The organism is Hyphomicrobiaceae bacterium, from assembly GCA_041397645.1.
Lineage (GTDB): Bacteria > Pseudomonadota > Alphaproteobacteria > Rhizobiales > Hyphomicrobiaceae > Hyphomicrobium_B.
Genome location: JAWKWE010000004.1, coordinates 1350126 through 1364997 on the forward strand (window position 1 = coordinate 1350126; position 14872 = coordinate 1364997).

Below are 14872 nucleotides of genomic sequence, written 5' to 3' on the forward strand. Positions count from 1 at the left end.
CTTCGCTTTGCTGCGTTAAAGTAGGCGGCCGCCCATTGTCGATGCGTCCCATTAGTTGAGTTCCGTAGCGTTCGGGACCGTAAACTTAAGTGAGGACGATCTGCGATGTGGCAGACGTTTGCATGCCGTGGCGTTTTGCGCCGCGTAGGTTCCGGCTTTGCCATGGCCAGAAATTCCATGCCTAAGGCCGGCAAGCTGGTTCAGGCAATGCCTTTTCATAAATTGCACGCCCGCCGGTTTGTTGCCGCCAGCCTGCTGGCAATGATTGCTTTTGGCGGGTGTTTATGGCCCGTGCATGAGCTTGCGCACGCCGAAGGACGACAGGTCGAAGCAGGTCCGTCCGGTGGTAGCCGCTCGTTTAACGGCGTCGTCAAACGACTGTCGGTTATGGTCAAGAAATCTCAGGTGGTCGAGATTGGACGGTCGTATACGACCGCTCTCATTGCCGAAGCTGAAGTCGCCGACGTGGTACCGCTTTCTGATCGCTCGATCTACGTCGTCGGCAAGAAGGTTGGGTCTACGCGGTTGACGGTGGTTGGCGAAAACCAGTCGATCGTGCGGATCGTCGAGGTCGATGTTATGCCCGACGTCGACGATTTGAGAGCCAAACTCAGGACGAACTTGCCGGACGCGGACATCCGCGTCGACTCCATAAACGGCGGCATAATGCTGTCAGGCGCCGTGCGCGACGCGCCGACCGTCGAACGAGCCGTTGCCATTGCAAAGCGTTATGCGCCCGATGCCGTGACCAACGCATTGACTGTCGCCTCGCCCCAGCAGGTCATGCTTGAAGTACGCTTCGTCGAAGCCTCGCGCTCAGCTTCACGCGAATTGGGCATCGGTACCCGGGGGCGCAGTTCAAGCGTGGCTTGGGATACCGACCGACAAGTCTTCAACCGTGGTCAGGACCTCGCCTTGTCGACGGCCGATCTCCTTTCGGGCACAGCGCCGTTCGGAACTATGATTGCGCGAATTCTAGAGGGCGGCACCAACGTAGATGTTATGATCCGTGCTTTGGAGACGCGCTCACTTGCACGCCGATTGGCTGAGCCGAACTTGGTCACGACCTCCGGCGACACGGCGAGCTTTCTGGCGGGCGGCGAGTTTCCGTTCCCTGTCAGTGCGGCTGACAACCGGATTACCATTGAGTTCAAGCAATTCGGTGTGGCGCTAGCATTCACGCCAACCGTTCTGGCGGACAGTCTCATCAATCTGAAAATTGCACCTGAAGTGTCCGACATTGACGATACCAATTCGGTCACGGTCAATAATGTGCGCATCCCTGGTCTGGCTGTCCGGCGTGCGAATACAACCGTGGAGCTTCGTGATGGACAATCGCTGGCCATCGCGGGTTTGCTTCAGCATCGGCATAATAAGAACCAGGAGCAGCTTCCCTGGATCGGTCAGGTGCCGGTCCTCGGCGCGCTGTTCCGCAGTGCCGAATATCAGAAGAACGAGTCCGATCTTGTTATCATCGTCACGCCTCGCCTGGTGAAGCCCAAGCGCCCCGGTGAGACGTTCAAGACACCGCTCGATGCGCCGGTTGCTTCCAACGACGTTGATTTCTTCCTTGGTGGCCGACAGGAGATTACCGAAGCGGACGAGCGCCGCGGGCGTCCTAAGCTCTATGGTCACATCATCGATCCGGGAATGGAGGTGAGCCATGTCTCGGCGAAATGAGGCTAACACGCGTGCGATCGTCGGGAGCGCGCGAAGCGTGCTGGCGGCGGCGGTTGTCGCCGCCCTCGGTGGATGCGACGACTATCTGGAGCGGCGCGATACGATCACGTTAGGTGTCGGCGACTCTATAGCCGTCAATAACGCAACGCAGACGATCAATCGGTGGCCAGCGGCGGCGAAACGTGATCGCTGGTTGTGGGACGGCGAACGCGCTCGAAGTGCTGTCAGTCGTTACCGCAGTCGCACGGTGACGCCGCCTGCCGCTCTCGACAAAGGCACTAATGATGATGGCAACGGTGTGTTGGACAAGGTTCCCTCCGCCGTGAGCGGCAGCCAGTAGGTCCAGTCGGTTTTGCAAGAGTAGCCCTGGCATCGCCCCGCCGGGGCTTCTCGATTCATGCGCCTCTAATCTACGAGGCAGTCGTGGTTCGACCCACTCGACCCGATGTAAAGGCCCAACCGCCATTTCTAGCGTGCTGTTTTCCTGACCCAATGATCGAGTAAAAGTTACCCCCATCAGGGCCGTCGTGGGATATTCTCCTCCGAGTGAAGCGCCGTAGCGCCATCCGGAATCCGCGCGAGAGAGCCATCGAGAATGTCCTTTCAGATTAACCACATGCTTAGAGGACGTCTGTCTGCTGCCGTCCTGCTGGCCTTGGGGGCCGGGAATGTCGCCGCGACTGCAGCCGATATGACGGCGCGCCAAGTCGCGGTTGCCGTCTTCAAGGCACCGCCCGGCGCGAAAATCGACCTTACCGGCAAGAACCTGAGCGAGCTCGATCTGGCAGGAATCGATTTTCGTTCAGCGATGCTGGCGCGCACTGACCTTTACGGCTCGGATCTTTCCGGAGCCAATCTCGAAGGGACGGATCTTTCGGGGTCAAAGCTCGACCGCGCGATAATGACTAAGACGAATTTCAAGGGTGCCAATCTCGAAGGCGTCACGATACTGAAACCGAGCATTTTCAGCACGCCGGATTTTAACGTTGCCGAAACGCCTGTATTTGCCGGCGCGCATCTGAAAAGGGCGCGGATTGCTGCGCGCATGGATAGCGTGAACTTTCGTGGCGCGGACTTGAGCGAAGCCTCCATCGGTCCGTTCGACATGTCGGTCGAAGGAGGGCTTGCACCTTCTTCCTTGATGAAGGGCGCAGATTTCACGGACGCAAATCTGCAAGGTGTCGACATTCGAAATGTCGATTTCACGTTTGGCCGGTTCACTGGGGCCAATCTGAAAGGTGCGAGGCTGACCTCTCTCAATCTGACCAATGCGGACTTCTCCGGGGCCGACTTGACGGATGCGGTCTTTTCGGGCTGCAATTTTGAAGGTGTCAAGCTCACTGGAGCGAAAGGTCTCAACAGTGTGAAGGGGCTTGAGACCGCGACGAACGTCGATCAGTCGGCGGTGAAGAGGTAGCTGGATTTGAAATTCCCCAAGATGCGATATGCGGTGGCCGCAGCGGTTGTTGGCGCGAGTGTGCTTGGCGCCAGCAATGCGGTTTGGTCTCAATCTCCGAACACTCTGCAGGTCGATACTGCGCTTGTCGTCTCCGTTGACGTATCGAATTCCGTCGATGAGGAACGATATCGTTTGCAGATGGAAGGCATCGCCTCGGCCTTGGAAGATCCCGGCGTGATCGCAGCGATCACCAATGGCCCCAACGGCGGCATTCTGTTTTCGATGGTGACATGGTCGGACCGGCCCGAGTTCACTCTCCCGTGGCAGAAGATCACGAACAAGGACGAAGCATTTGCCGTCGCCGCAAAGATCCGCAAGATCCCACCGCAGTCGGGTGAGTTTACCTGCATGACACGCATGATGCGTTCGGTGAATGATAAGGTTGTTTCGCAAATTCCCGGTGAAGCGCTGCGCGTCGTGGTGGACGTTTCTGGCGATGGGCCGGACAATTGCAACGCGGATGAGCCCATCGAGAAAGTGCGCGACGAACTGGTAGCCAACGGCGTCACCGTCAATGGCTTGCCCATCAACATCGGCGATCCGTCAGAGCCCGTCGGCGAGGGTGCTTATCGCGCTCCGGGTTCAGACTTCTCAGATTCGACGTTGAAGCAAAATGGTCATGGCCCAGTTACGCTGGAGGAATGGTATCGTACGCATGTAATGGGTGGGACAGGCGCGTTTGTTCTGCCTGCCAACGGCTACAACGATTTCGGTCGCGCCATCAGGCAGAAGTTCGTCATCGAAATCAGCGGGCTTGGTATTCCTGGTCGCTTGAACCTCGGGCTGAACATGGATGCCGACAAAACATCGCGACTAGTGAAATGATAATAAGCTGAGTTTTCGAAGGTCCAGGGCAGCCGACATTGCGCTTAGTTGCGAATGGCCTTGTCGGCGTTCTTCAGCTTATCAAGGCCTTTGGCCGTGTCAGCGCCTTTCAGATCGATCAGCTTGGCGGAGTCCACGTCGACATCCTCCAGGTTCGCGCCGGCGATATTGGCACCGGTGAGGTCGGCACCGGCAAGCTCTGCGCCGGTAAGATCGGCATCTTCGAAATCAGCGCCGCGCAGGTCTGCGAATTCCAATGCCGTGCGTCGCAGATTGGCACCTTTGAATGTCGAGCCCTTAAGGTCAGCGCTCATCAGAACCCCGCGCATGAGACCCATCGATTGATTGGTCAGGTCCGGTGCCAGCATGGCGTTGTCGAAGTTGGCGTTGGTGACGCTGGCGCGAGACATGTCTGCACCCACCATCGCGTGCGCAAAGTTTGCGTTGTCGAGCTTGGCGTTCAGCATTTGCGTTTGAAACATACTCGCGCCGATGAAACTGGCATTGGTGAAGTCGGATTTGATGGCCCAGGCGGCATCCAGCACCACGCCATCGAGCTTGGCATTCTTGAAGTTGGCGTTGTTGATGCGTGCTGCTTGTAGGCGTGTCCGGGTCAGATCCATCCCTGAAAGATCAAGGCCGTTGAGCCGCTTGCCTGAGAGATCGAGCGTCTCGCCATCTTTCAAATTGGCGAGCGCGTGTTCCAGATCCGCGCGGCTCATATCGGCTTTTGTGAATTCTTCGGAGGTGAGGTCGAGTGAATCGACCATGCTTTGAGCGTTCGCAGGAACCGGCACCGCCTGGCTAAGGCTGAGGAGCGCAGCCAGGATGATGAAGGGCCAGCGCGCTGTGGCCCAGGCCCCGGTATCGGAGTTCGAGGCGCTTCGGTGTCCCCTGTTCTGCCCGCAGGTTTCCGAACGGGGCTTTGAAGGGATCGTCATGGCACACCTTCCTTGAATTAAGGAAAGTACGAGCGACACGGGCGCAGAGTTACAGGCGTGCTGCAAAAAATCTGCATCAGATATCCTCTTCGGCAGCAGATGCGCAGCGCCAGCGTTTGATCTGCCATCCTGGATGCTCTTGGCTCCAGGGAACGAAGTAGGGCGGCGCGTACATGGTGCAGCTCACCGTGTCCATCTGCTCCTGGAGCTGGATTCGGTATTCGCGGCAAACGTTTGGCTCTTTCATCAAGCAGGCGGAAAGAATGATTGCGAGCATGTCCGGCTGTCCTTAAAGCGGCCGGCTCGGTTGAAAGAGGCCGGCGGTCCTTATTGGTCCAAAACATAACGAAGCCGGTCTGGACTTCGTTGCACCCCAAAAACTGAGGTTACACGAAAGCCAGCGGCCGGGGACATTCTGAATTCGTATTGTTCTTGCGCTTTTCCCTGCCCTGTTTACGCGGGCAACAGGATTTCGCCACGACCGATAATGGACATGTCGCCACCGATCTTGCGCACGAAGTGCGGCAATGGCGGGGGAGCGAGATCGCCCAGCTCGGCTTTGAGATAGCGTGAGATTATCCGCGTAATCACAAGGTCATGGCGGCCGCAATCAACGAACGTTGGCAAGAGACGCTCGACCTTGGGAGCAATCAGCGTTCCGCGTCGCATCATTAATCCTGGGTCGGGTCCGAGGCCGCCTTCCGCCCAAATGGTGCCGCCGACCATGCGCGTGCCAGTCTGTGCACCGGTGGTGCCCTTTACGATTATGGTGCCGCGGCGCATCTTGTCGCCAGCCCGCGCGCCGACATTACCCGAGACGACAACGGCGCCACCCGCCATTCCGAAGCGCTCGCCCGGAAGCACTGCGCCCAGGCTGTCGGCGACATTGCCTGAAACGTGAATGATGCCGCCCGTCATCGCCGCCGCAAGATAGTTGCCCGCGTTGCCTGCAATCTCAAGCCTGCCGCCAGACATCTTACGTCCGGCATAGGCATCGACATTGCCCGTCACACGCAACGTGCCGCTGGCCATTCCAGCGCCAACGAAGTCCAGTGCCGCACCCGAGCCGGAGATCGTGAGCGTGTCGCCAGCCGTGCCGGAGATATCGAAAGCTTGTCCAAGCGTGATGCGCTCCTTGTCCGAGCCGACGGGCAGGGCCCCAATCTCCGCGCTCGACAGGCCAGCCAGCTTGTCGGGCGTGATACCGGTGAGGTCGAGCCGCTCGCCTGCGCCAGCTTTGAGACGAAGTGTAAGGCCGCTCATCAGATCAGATCCTTCAGATGGTAATGGTGCTGGCCGAGCTTGCCACCGTAGTTGCCCGCCGACACGCGCGTCACACCTTTGGCCGCGCCAACCTCGGTCACGGCTGCCAAACCGGCGCGCATCGCATCCGCGACCGCTTTCGAGGTAAGACCGTCGATAACGATTTCGAGCACGGCAATGGCCTCGGGGCCGAGTTCGCTCTTAACCGTTCCACGCAGCGTGGGGCAGAAGGCGTCGTTGGTCGAGGCGAACATGCCCTTGTATTTGGTGCCGACCTTCGAGCCGGAACGAACGATGCCGCCGGGAAACGGCGTGATGACATCATCAACCTTGGCGATTGCTGAAACTGCCGCTTCCGCGGTTTCAAGCAGACCGGGGCGGTCATTACCGATGATGAGAAGGTTGCCGCCGCCGACGGCTTCGGTGGTGACGCTGCACGTTTCCTCGATGACGAATTCGCCGTCCATCACGGGCACGCGCCAGTAGCGCGAGCCGCCAAGCTTCTTGGCGGTCTGAAAGCCGTCGCCGAAGAAGCGGGGGCCTTGGCCAAGACCGATCTTCTGCTCTGCGACAACGCCGTTGAAGCAGGCCGAACCGGGGCTTGTCAGCACGCACTGACCGATACGGTTCTTGACCTGCGGAATGAGCGCGTCCGGCGAGAAGCCGAACATGAGGACGCGCACGCCGGGACGGCCGTCAGGGGTCTCATCGGGGGACAGCACGCGGTCTGTGCCGCATTCCGCTCCGCAGCCGATGACCGAAGTACCAAACCCCGTTGCTGTGTCGGCAGCGATCTTCGCCCATTTCAACGTATCCGCAGTGATGATCATGCCGGTTGCCGACATGCCAAAGGCTTCCGCGAAAGTGTCGTCGATCAGAACGCCGTTGATGGTTTTGCCTGGAGTCTGGCTCATGACGTGCGCGTCCCCGTCGGTTGCACGATGATCGAACCGCGGCCGCCGTTGACGATCTCATCGTCGGAGAGGCGGAAGTTCTCCATGCGCATTGTATGAAAGTTCTCGAAATACTGTCTGATCTGCTTCTCGATCGCGTTGTCGTAAGTAGGCCGCGCGACGTGAGTGGCGCCGTTCACGACCTTCACGATCTTGCCGTTGCGCACGATCAATTCGCCATTCTTGAAGACATATTCAGGCTTTTCGAACATGGCTTCGTAATCGGGATTGTCTTCGTAGACGGTGATGTCGGCGCAAGCGCCGGCGCCGAGATGCCCGCGGTCCTTCAGACCCAAACTCCGCGCCGGACCCGCGCGCGTCATGATCGCGATTTCGTACATGGTGTATTCGCGATCGAGAGAAGGCAGCGACGAATACTTGAGTGCGTCCTGATTGATCTTCTGCATCATGTCGTTGCGAAACGCTTTGTCCATGAGCAGACGGATCATGTGCGGATACCAGTAGAAAGGACCGCCGTTGGGATGGTCTGTGGTCAGGAAAATGCGCCACGGGTCGTCGACGAGCAGGAAGAGTTCCAGACCGATCGCCCACTGCAGCGCATTGACGAAGCTCTTGTCGCGATACTTGAACGGCACGACACCGCAGCCGGCGTCGCACTCGATATCCATCACGACCCATTTCTTGGGGTCGGCTGAGCGCGTGTTGACGAACTGGCGCATACTGTCGCCGGACGCCGTGCAGGTCTGCCCGAACATGACCTGACCGATGTCGATGGAAACGTTCTTGTTCTGGTTTACCAGCTCGGCCACGCGTACCGCGCCCGAAGAGAACTTCATGTCGCCTTCGGTGTCGTAGCTGTGGAACTGGATGTGGGTCAGATGGATCGGCAGTCCTTCAGCGCCACGAATAGTGGCCAGCGTCGTCTCGACGCCACCCGGCACACCCAGATTGCAGCCGTGAATATGAAGCGGATGGGTAACGCCGAGCTCCTTAAGACCGCGAGCGAGATTCAAAATTATGTCGCGAGGGGTGACGCCGTAATGGACGTGCTTTTCGTCAAGGTCGAGCTTGCGCTGATTGAACTTGAAGGCGGAGATACCGCCGGGGTTTACGACCTTTACTGCTATCGCCTGCGACGCGTGCATCGTCCAGGCTATGTAGTCCTTGATGGCTGAGAAGTCCTGCTTTCCGGAAAGCTGGCGCAGAAAGAAGTCATCCGACCCGAGCATGACGAATGCGCCCTTGTCGATAAGGGGCGTGTCGGCCATTTCCATGTGGGCCTGGCGCGCGTTCGCCGGCAGCATGGCGGGCTCGAACGCCGCCGTATAGCCCATCTCGGCGTAGCGATACCCGGCTGTGAGCGTCGACGGGATCGCATGACCGCAGCCCGCGCGCGTCAGTTCCGTGCGCGCAACTTCGTGGCCCATGTGATCTTCCGGCATGAGCATACGTGCGATCGTCACCTTGCCGCCGCCGATATGCGAATGCGGATCGATACCGCCCGCCATGACGACGCGGCCATGCAGCGGATATTCCTGATCGACCTTATCGGAGGGGGACGGCTGAACAATGCGGCCGTCTCGAATGAAGATGTCGCGGATCTCGCCATCGACGCCGTTGATCGGGTCGTAGACTTTGCCGCCTGTAAGCTTGATGAGCATGTCTGGGGTCTCGATAGGAAAGCGTTTAGAGGGCGGCTTGGATGTGCGCCAGTACGCTGCTTGCGCTTGGCAGGTCGGCGCGGCCGAGCTTCTGAAGCGGCAGCGCCACAACGTTATCGCAACGAATGAGTAGACCGCTGTGATCGGCGCCCGGCGTGCCGATGGGAATGAAGACCTTGGGCGTACGCGAGAGCTTGAGGCCCGGCGTGCCGAGCACGACCGTCGGCACGTCCGTGTCGGGTGGGCTCAGATCGGGCGTGAAGCCTGCAATCCAAACCAGAAGATCGCTCTCCTTGGCGGCGAGCATTCGGGACATCGAGAAACGCTCTATATCGTAAATTGGCTTGCCGGTGGCGAACGATACCCGCAACGGATAGCCCGACTGCCAGGCGCACACGGCGCCCGCGGAGATCGCGCCTTCGTTGCCCGCAAGTGATAAGCCCGCGAAACGCGAATGCTGATTGATGTCCTTGATGAACTCCGAGATGGCTTGGACGGTGAGGTCGGCATTGGCGAAATCGAAGGCCGGAGGCGCCCAGGCCATAATTCCGTAGGATGACTTTTTGCAGCGTTCCAGCAAGTCTTCGACGGCGGCGCGTGGCAGCCCTCCGATGGTGTCGCCTGACACCGCCACGCCCTTGGCCATCGCGCGCATGGCAACGAGGATCTCTGCAATGCGCTCTGGTTTGGCGGGAAGCGAAATGATGTCGCCGATGCGCGAACCCTGCGCAGCCGAGGTGTCCAGTCCCTCACCGAGGAAAACGATGGTGCGCTTGGGCGGGTTGTCCGAGAACATGGATCTCTCGGCATTGATGACCCGTTCGAACAAGCGTGGATGCATCGCGTGCAGATCGGAACCTACAATCACGAACAGATCGGCGCGGTTGCGCGCTTCTGTCAGCGTCGACATCACCCAGCCGGTGGACTGCAGAACGCGGAAATTGCGGTACTGGGCTTCGGAAAGCGCGTGATCGACGACAGCGCCGGTGCGCTCCGCCAACTCCAACACGGCGCGCATGCCATCGACGTCTGTGCCTAGCCCACCCAGGATCGGCTGCCGCGAGGCCTTTAGCAGATTGGCGGCCTCGCTGATGGCCTGCGCGAGCGTGGCGTCTTTGCCGCCTATCTGCGGCTTGGCATTGGACACGTCGCGCTCAAAGCCTGCGATCGCCTTGGGGCAGCCGTTCGCGGTCACTTTTAGAGAAGACCCGTTCCGCGCGATGCTGAGGTCATCGCAAAGGATGCCGCAAAAAGGGCACGCCACATTGTCATACTGCCCACGGGCATCGGTGTTGCCCGATGCCTGTGAAGCTGGCATTTGCGCCCCCATCGTTCCACCCATGTCGTTGAAGTTTGTTGTTCTAACGAAGTTCGACCAAAGCACGAGACGAGGGGTATGACAACGCTTGAGCGACGGGTCAAGGCGACACAGGCAAGCGTGCATTGCGCATGGCGACGCGCAGTCCTATGGTCACCCCGCCCTCGCCCGGCTTGCTCCAAAGAGTAAGCAAGACGAATACCTTACAAGACATCCTCGGAGGAAAGTATGCTGAGATATCTGGCCCTATTGATCGCTTTTGCCGGACTGCTTCCGGCGAGCGCATTCGCTCATGGGCCCTCGCGTCAGAAGGTTAAGGAAGAGGTCGAAATCAATGCGCCCGCCGCCAAGGTCTGGGCCGTGGTCGGCAACTTCCAGGATATGGGCTGGACCGGAGTGTTCAGCAAAACGGAAGGCACCGGAGGTAATGACGTCGGCGCGACCCGCGTGTTGACGCTTCCGAACGGCACGATTGATGAAAAACTCAACAAATACAATGCTGAAGGCATGATGTACTCGTATGAGATTACGAAGGTCGACGTGAAGGTCGTTCCGATCTCGAATTACTCTTCCTCGATTACCGTGTCGGCCGACGGCGACAAGTCCAAGGTGGAGTGGAAGGGCGCCTTCTACCGTGGCTATCCGCTGAACGACCCGCCGCCAGAGTTGAGTGACGAGGCGGCCGTCAAGGCTGTTGAGGGCCTCTACAAGACGGCGCTCGAAAATCTCAAGAAGAAGCTTGAGGCTGGCGGCTGATATGCCGGGCATCTGGCAGACACACGCGTTCGCGCTCGCTCTGGCATTGGCCGGTGCGGGCGCGGCCCATGCACAGGAAGCTCTCATCACCAATCAACCGGCCGATAGCCTGTCGGTGGTCGATCTCGGACAGATGAAGTCGATCGCGGAAATCGCGCTATCGGGCAAGCCGGCGGGCATCGCTCTTTCGCCAGATCGTAAGCTTGCGTATGTGACGGCACCGGACGGCAAGGCGCTGATAGAGATCGATGCGGTCACTCGCAAGATCACACGGCAACTCGAAGTCGGTGGCGGCCCGCTTGGTATCGCGGCGCATCCCTCGCGGGCCGAGGTGTACGTCGCCGACTGGTACACGCACAAAATTTTGATCGTCGATGCGGCCAAAATGGCGGTCGTCGGTGACGTCAGGGTCGGTCAGTCCCCGTCTGGTCTTGCGGTGACGCCCGACGGCGCATTGTTGTTGTCGGCAGATCGCGACAGCGACCAGGTTTCGATCGTAGATCTCAATGCACGTAAGGTTCTAGCGACCATCAAGGTCGGCACCCGGCCTTTCGGCATTACGATTTCCGATGACGGAACCCGCGCCTACACAGCCAACGTCGGCAGCGATGATGTCACCGTCATAGACATTGCCGCGCGCAAGGCTCTCGGCAATGTCAAGGTTGGCCGCAGACCTTATGCGGTGGCGTTGTCGAAGGACAAAGGCTTCGTGACCGACCAGTACGGCGGCTCGGTCAGTGTGTTCGACACCAAAACGCTTGCGATTGTGAAGACGATTGATGCCTGCGACCATCCTGAAGGCATCGAGGAAAGTCAGCCCGACGGCACGGTATATGTAGCCTGTTGGGGCGATAACGAGCTTTTGAGGATCGATCCCGTCGAGCTGAAGATTACGGGCAAAGCCGAGGTGGGCGATGGTCCGCGAGCCTTCGGCAAGTTCCTACGTTAACGGGTTTTAAGTACCCTAACACGCGGCAATTGCTCAAAATGTCGGCTCCGGCTGGTCACGGCCGGGGTCATCGCGCCTAAATCAAGGTTGTGAGCAGCCGCCCCTGGCCATAGTCCGAAAGGCTCGCTAAATAACCGGCCAACCAAAAAACCTACGACGATCGGAGGATCGCACCCAATGTCCAAGTCTATTCGCAGGATCGCAGTGATGGCTGCGCTGGTATGCGCGCCGGTTGGTGCGGTTCATGCTGCCGCCGAGGATCTGAAAGCCACGCCCATCATCTTTGAAGCCCAGCACATGAACAACACGACCGAAGGCGAGGAGCTGGTATACGATTTTGCCCGCACGGTTTCCAACGAGGAGATGCTTGGCAAGGGCTTCAACGACAAGATCACGCTCAAAGTCGCTGAGGTAAAGGACGGCAAGCGTACTCTCGATCTGCAGATCTACACCGGCGAGCGCGCCCGCGATCTGCAGAAGATGACGGAGATGACGATCAATCCCATGTTCATCGTCACAATGCAGCAAGCTGTCTCGAGCTTCAGGTCGGTGAGCGGCGGAGACTTCGCTTATCTGAAAAACCGCTTCACCAAGAACATCGACAAGAAATCGGCGGTTGAAAAAGTGAAGATCGACTACAAGGGCCAGACCGTTGATGCCTATCGCATCGACGTCGAACCATTCAAAGACGATCCCAACGTCGAACGTATGCGTGGGTATGATATTTCAACGTTTGAATTTATCATCAGTCCATCGGTGCCGGGCGAACTCGTCGAGGCTCGTTCTACGATCAAAAGTTCGACAGCGGGCAGCCCGAGCTTTGAAGAGCGCACGACGCTCGCGGGCTATGGAGGTACGAAATGAGACCGATCAAGTTTCTTGCGGCGGTCAGCGTTGCCATATCGGCGGCTGTCGTCCCTATGGCGCAGGCCATGGAGCTTCCCCCGAACGATTATCCCACGGTGACACGCGCTGACTACGTTTATGGCTGCATGCAGGCCAACGGCGCTACCCGCGAAATGTTGGAGAAGTGCTCCTGCTCAATCGATCAGATCGCAGCCTTGTTGCCCTTCAGCGCCTACGAGGAAGCCGAGACGATCAAGTCGGTGAGTATGCGCGGCGGCGAGCAGGTCGCTGTGCTGCAGAACCCGGCGATCCAGGCTAAGGTCAAGAAACTGCAGATGGCGCAGGTCGAAGCCGAGCTCAAGTGTTTCTAAGCGCGTTCATCGCAGACCTGGTTGGTTGAATGCAAGAAAGGGGCGCTTATAGAGCGCCCCTTTCTATATCTGTGCCGACCATCGATGCGGCGACTGGATCAGGAGTTCTTCGGCGTCGCATGACCCGTGAAGACGTTGCCGTCGGAATCCTTCGCGGTGACTTCAATGCCCTCGCCAGCCGAGCCTGCGCCGTAGGTGAAGCGAATGTTGGGATCTTCCGAGAGTGAAATGCCAGCTTCGATCTTGAAGACCAACTCGTCGCCGCGTTTCACCTCGATTTCCTGAATATACTTTGCCGGGATGTAATAGCCGGTGAGCTGGTTCATCTGCATACCAGAGTAGTTCGGATGGCGGATCATGAGCTGGGCTTCTCTCATTGGAGCAGAAGAGCCCTTGGATTGATCGTCACCAAACATCTTCACCTGCATCTTGCCGAGATTGGCGAGCGCCTGATCGGCATCCTTCAGCGCGGGAGCCGAGCAGCCTCCGGCCGCTTTCACGAAGCGGCTCACCATCAGCAATTTCCCATCCTTGGTTTCGGCGATGGCGCGCAGGTTGGAGTACATGTCGAACCGGACACGGGTGGAAATAATGCGATCACCATTTCCGGCGCCTGCGCCGAATGTGAAGGCAGCGACCACTGGCATCGGGTTCTTATCGATGACGAGCGTGAGCTTCGAGACCTGCTCGGCGAGATCGGCTGGCAGCTTTACCGAAATCGGAACGACGCCGGCATCCTCCGCGCGATAAGGCGCGTCGAGCACGATTTGGGAGTTCTCCTCAATCGTGCGGCCTTCGAACAGATCCTTGGCAATCCCTGGCCATGGATCGTCGTCGCCGGCATACGCAGGCATTGCTGGCGAAAACGCCATCATCAATGCAAATAGAACTCCGATCGGGATGAGGCGAATCATGGTCAAGGGTCCTTTCCGGGCATTAGCCTTTCGGCTGATTAGCGGCGGTTTGGGCGGCTCCGTCAAGGACCCTCGCCATCAAGTTCCTGTCAAGAATTGTTTGCCGATGTCGCGCTAAAGGTCGCTCCATCGGAGTCGGAGGCCGTCGCATTCAGGATGTCGTTGTCGATGGAACCGTAAGTGAATCGGATGTTAGGGTTCGTAGACAGCGAGATTCCGGCTTCCATGTGAAAAACCACCTCGTCACCGCGCTTGACGTCCAGTTCACGAACATATTTCGCAGGGATGTACTGACCCGTTACAGGATCCATCTGCATTCCTGAAAAGTTCGGGTGGCGGAGCATAACTTGGGCTTCGGCGGTAACCATGGACTGATTTTTTTGCGACGCAAAACGCGGTCCACTGGAGATTTTCTTGATCTGCATCTGACCTGCGTGGGCGGCTGCCGTCGTTACGTCTTTCAGCGCCGATGAGGAACAGCCTCCGGCGGCCTGCACGAAGTGAGCCCCCATGTGAACCTTACCATCCTCGGTTTCGACGACGGCGCGGATATAAGAGAAGCTGTCGAAGCGCACGCGCGTCGAGATCGTCTTTGGTCCGATGCCTGCTGCGCGGCCGAACGTGAACGCACCAACCAACGGCATCGGATTGTTGTCGATGAAAATGCGCAGCGTTTTGATGTTATCGGCAACGTCGGCGTTGATGTACACAGTCACCGGAACGACAGCGGCGTCGTCGGCTTTGTCTGGGGCTTCCACGACGATCTTGGTAGAGGCCTCATCAATCTCACGGCCATCGTAGAATTCTTTCTTGATGCCGTTCCATCCCGGCGGCTCGGCGGCTTCATCGTCGTCTTGTGCGAATGCGGGTGCCGCAATCAAAGCGAACGCCATCAGCGCTGCTCCCAACACAGCCGTCAGGCTCAACGGGTATACCTTCATTCTCGGATATTTCCCTTGGCTCATCGAGTCGTGG

Annotated in this window: 16 protein-coding genes; 8 read left to right on the forward strand and 8 right to left on the reverse strand. The window is 58.6% G+C overall.

From position 1 onward, the window contains the following. Positions 1-105: 105 nt before the first annotated feature. The 4 genes from R3D51_06200 (at position 106) to R3D51_06215 (ending at position 3964) form a co-directional block, all read left to right on the forward strand. Positions 106-1680, forward strand: coding sequence for a type II and III secretion system protein family protein (locus R3D51_06200; protein MEZ5899069.1), 1575 nt, complete (start codon positions 106-108; stop codon positions 1678-1680). After that, the gene (locus R3D51_06205) at positions 1664-2020 is read left to right on the forward strand and encodes a hypothetical protein (GenBank protein ID MEZ5899070.1); all 357 of its coding nucleotides are present in this window, start codon (positions 1664-1666) and stop codon (positions 2018-2020) included. Before R3D51_06200 ends, R3D51_06205 begins: the two co-directional genes overlap by 17 nt. Before the next feature lie 255 nt (positions 2021-2275). Further along, the gene (locus tag R3D51_06210; GenBank protein ID MEZ5899071.1) at positions 2276-3097 is read left to right on the forward strand and encodes a pentapeptide repeat-containing protein; all 822 of its coding nucleotides are present in this window, start codon (positions 2276-2278) and stop codon (positions 3095-3097) included. Between the two features lie 6 nt (positions 3098-3103). Further along, the gene (locus R3D51_06215) at positions 3104-3964 is read left to right on the forward strand and encodes a DUF1194 domain-containing protein (GenBank protein MEZ5899072.1); all 861 of its coding nucleotides are present in this window, start codon (positions 3104-3106) and stop codon (positions 3962-3964) included. Positions 3965-4008: 44 nt separating this feature from the next. Here the strand turns inward: R3D51_06215 and R3D51_06220 are convergent, their stop codons facing one another. The 6 genes from R3D51_06220 to R3D51_06245 form a co-directional block, all read right to left on the reverse strand. Beyond that, positions 4009-4905 (reverse strand): pentapeptide repeat-containing protein, encoded by an 897-nt coding sequence (locus R3D51_06220; protein MEZ5899073.1) that lies wholly within the window; start codon positions 4903-4905, stop codon positions 4009-4011. A gap of 76 nt (positions 4906-4981) precedes the next feature. Next, complete coding sequence (locus R3D51_06225) at positions 4982-5182, reverse strand: hypothetical protein (GenBank protein MEZ5899074.1); 201 nt, start codon at positions 5180-5182, stop codon at positions 4982-4984. A gap of 176 nt (positions 5183-5358) precedes the next feature. Further along, positions 5359-6168, reverse strand: coding sequence for a formylmethanofuran dehydrogenase subunit C (locus R3D51_06230; protein MEZ5899075.1), 810 nt, complete (start codon positions 6166-6168; stop codon positions 5359-5361). Then, positions 6168-7082: a formylmethanofuran--tetrahydromethanopterin N-formyltransferase gene (gene fhcD / locus R3D51_06235; GenBank protein ID MEZ5899076.1), complete on the reverse strand. Its 915-nt coding sequence runs from the start codon at positions 7080-7082 to the stop codon at positions 6168-6170. Before fhcD ends, R3D51_06230 begins: the two co-directional genes overlap by 1 nt. Then, a complete protein-coding gene (locus R3D51_06240; GenBank protein ID MEZ5899077.1) occupies positions 7079-8743 on the reverse strand; it encodes a formylmethanofuran dehydrogenase subunit A in 1665 nt (554 codons plus the stop codon). The genes fhcD and R3D51_06240 overlap by 4 nt, the downstream gene beginning before the upstream one ends. A 25-nt stretch (positions 8744-8768) precedes the next feature. Beyond that, positions 8769-10061, reverse strand: coding sequence for a formylmethanofuran dehydrogenase (locus R3D51_06245; GenBank protein ID MEZ5899078.1), 1293 nt, complete (start codon positions 10059-10061; stop codon positions 8769-8771). A 228-nt stretch (positions 10062-10289) separates the two neighbouring features. On the opposite strand from R3D51_06245, the gene R3D51_06250 reads away from it, so the two are divergent. From R3D51_06250 to R3D51_06265, 4 genes are all read left to right on the forward strand, one after another. Next, a complete protein-coding gene (locus R3D51_06250) occupies positions 10290-10817 on the forward strand; it encodes an SRPBCC family protein (protein MEZ5899079.1) in 528 nt (175 codons plus the stop codon). A gap of 1 nt (position 10818) precedes the next feature. Next, a complete protein-coding gene (locus R3D51_06255; protein MEZ5899080.1) occupies positions 10819-11766 on the forward strand; it encodes a YncE family protein in 948 nt (315 codons plus the stop codon). Positions 11767-11943: 177 nt separating this feature from the next. Next, complete coding sequence (locus R3D51_06260; GenBank protein ID MEZ5899081.1) at positions 11944-12630, forward strand: hypothetical protein; 687 nt, start codon at positions 11944-11946, stop codon at positions 12628-12630. After that, entirely contained in the window at positions 12627-12983 is a 357-nt protein-coding gene (locus R3D51_06265) for a hypothetical protein (GenBank protein ID MEZ5899082.1), read from the forward strand. Before R3D51_06260 ends, R3D51_06265 begins: the two co-directional genes overlap by 4 nt. A 98-nt stretch (positions 12984-13081) precedes the next feature. Here R3D51_06265 and R3D51_06270 read toward each other — a convergent pair whose 3' ends face one another. Both R3D51_06270 and R3D51_06275 read right to left on the reverse strand, forming a co-directional pair. Continuing rightward, a complete protein-coding gene (locus R3D51_06270; GenBank protein MEZ5899083.1) occupies positions 13082-13897 on the reverse strand; it encodes a quinoprotein dehydrogenase-associated SoxYZ-like carrier in 816 nt (271 codons plus the stop codon). An 89-nt stretch (positions 13898-13986) separates the two neighbouring features. Further along, the gene (locus R3D51_06275) at positions 13987-14838 is read right to left on the reverse strand and encodes a quinoprotein dehydrogenase-associated SoxYZ-like carrier (GenBank protein MEZ5899084.1); all 852 of its coding nucleotides are present in this window, start codon (positions 14836-14838) and stop codon (positions 13987-13989) included. Between the last annotated feature and the right edge of the window lie 34 nt (positions 14839-14872).

Coding starts and splice junctions, on each gene's coding strand:
- R3D51_06200 (MEZ5899069.1), top strand. CDS start 106: ATGTGGCAGACGTTTGCATGCCGTGGCGTTTTGCGCCGCGTAGGTTCC.
- R3D51_06205 (MEZ5899070.1), top strand. CDS start 1,664: ATGTCTCGGCGAAATGAGGCTAACACGCGTGCGATCGTCGGGAGCGCG.
- R3D51_06210 (MEZ5899071.1), top strand. CDS start 2,276: ATGTCCTTTCAGATTAACCACATGCTTAGAGGACGTCTGTCTGCTGCC.
- R3D51_06220 (MEZ5899073.1), bottom strand. CDS start 4,905: ATGACGATCCCTTCAAAGCCCCGTTCGGAAACCTGCGGGCAGAACAGG.
- R3D51_06225 (MEZ5899074.1), bottom strand. CDS start 5,182: ATGCTCGCAATCATTCTTTCCGCCTGCTTGATGAAAGAGCCAAACGTT.
- R3D51_06230 (MEZ5899075.1), bottom strand. CDS start 6,168: ATGAGCGGCCTTACACTTCGTCTCAAAGCTGGCGCAGGCGAGCGGCTC.
- fhcD (MEZ5899076.1), bottom strand. CDS start 7,082: ATGAGCCAGACTCCAGGCAAAACCATCAACGGCGTTCTGATCGACGAC.
- R3D51_06240 (MEZ5899077.1), bottom strand. CDS start 8,743: ATGCTCATCAAGCTTACAGGCGGCAAAGTCTACGACCCGATCAACGGC.
- R3D51_06245 (MEZ5899078.1), bottom strand. CDS start 10,061: ATGCCAGCTTCACAGGCATCGGGCAACACCGATGCCCGTGGGCAGTAT.
- R3D51_06250 (MEZ5899079.1), top strand. CDS start 10,290: ATGCTGAGATATCTGGCCCTATTGATCGCTTTTGCCGGACTGCTTCCG.
- R3D51_06255 (MEZ5899080.1), top strand. CDS start 10,819: ATGCCGGGCATCTGGCAGACACACGCGTTCGCGCTCGCTCTGGCATTG.
- R3D51_06260 (MEZ5899081.1), top strand. CDS start 11,944: ATGTCCAAGTCTATTCGCAGGATCGCAGTGATGGCTGCGCTGGTATGC.
- R3D51_06265 (MEZ5899082.1), top strand. CDS start 12,627: ATGAGACCGATCAAGTTTCTTGCGGCGGTCAGCGTTGCCATATCGGCG.
- R3D51_06270 (MEZ5899083.1), bottom strand. CDS start 13,897: ATGATTCGCCTCATCCCGATCGGAGTTCTATTTGCATTGATGATGGCG.
- R3D51_06275 (MEZ5899084.1), bottom strand. CDS start 14,838: ATGAAGGTATACCCGTTGAGCCTGACGGCTGTGTTGGGAGCAGCGCTG.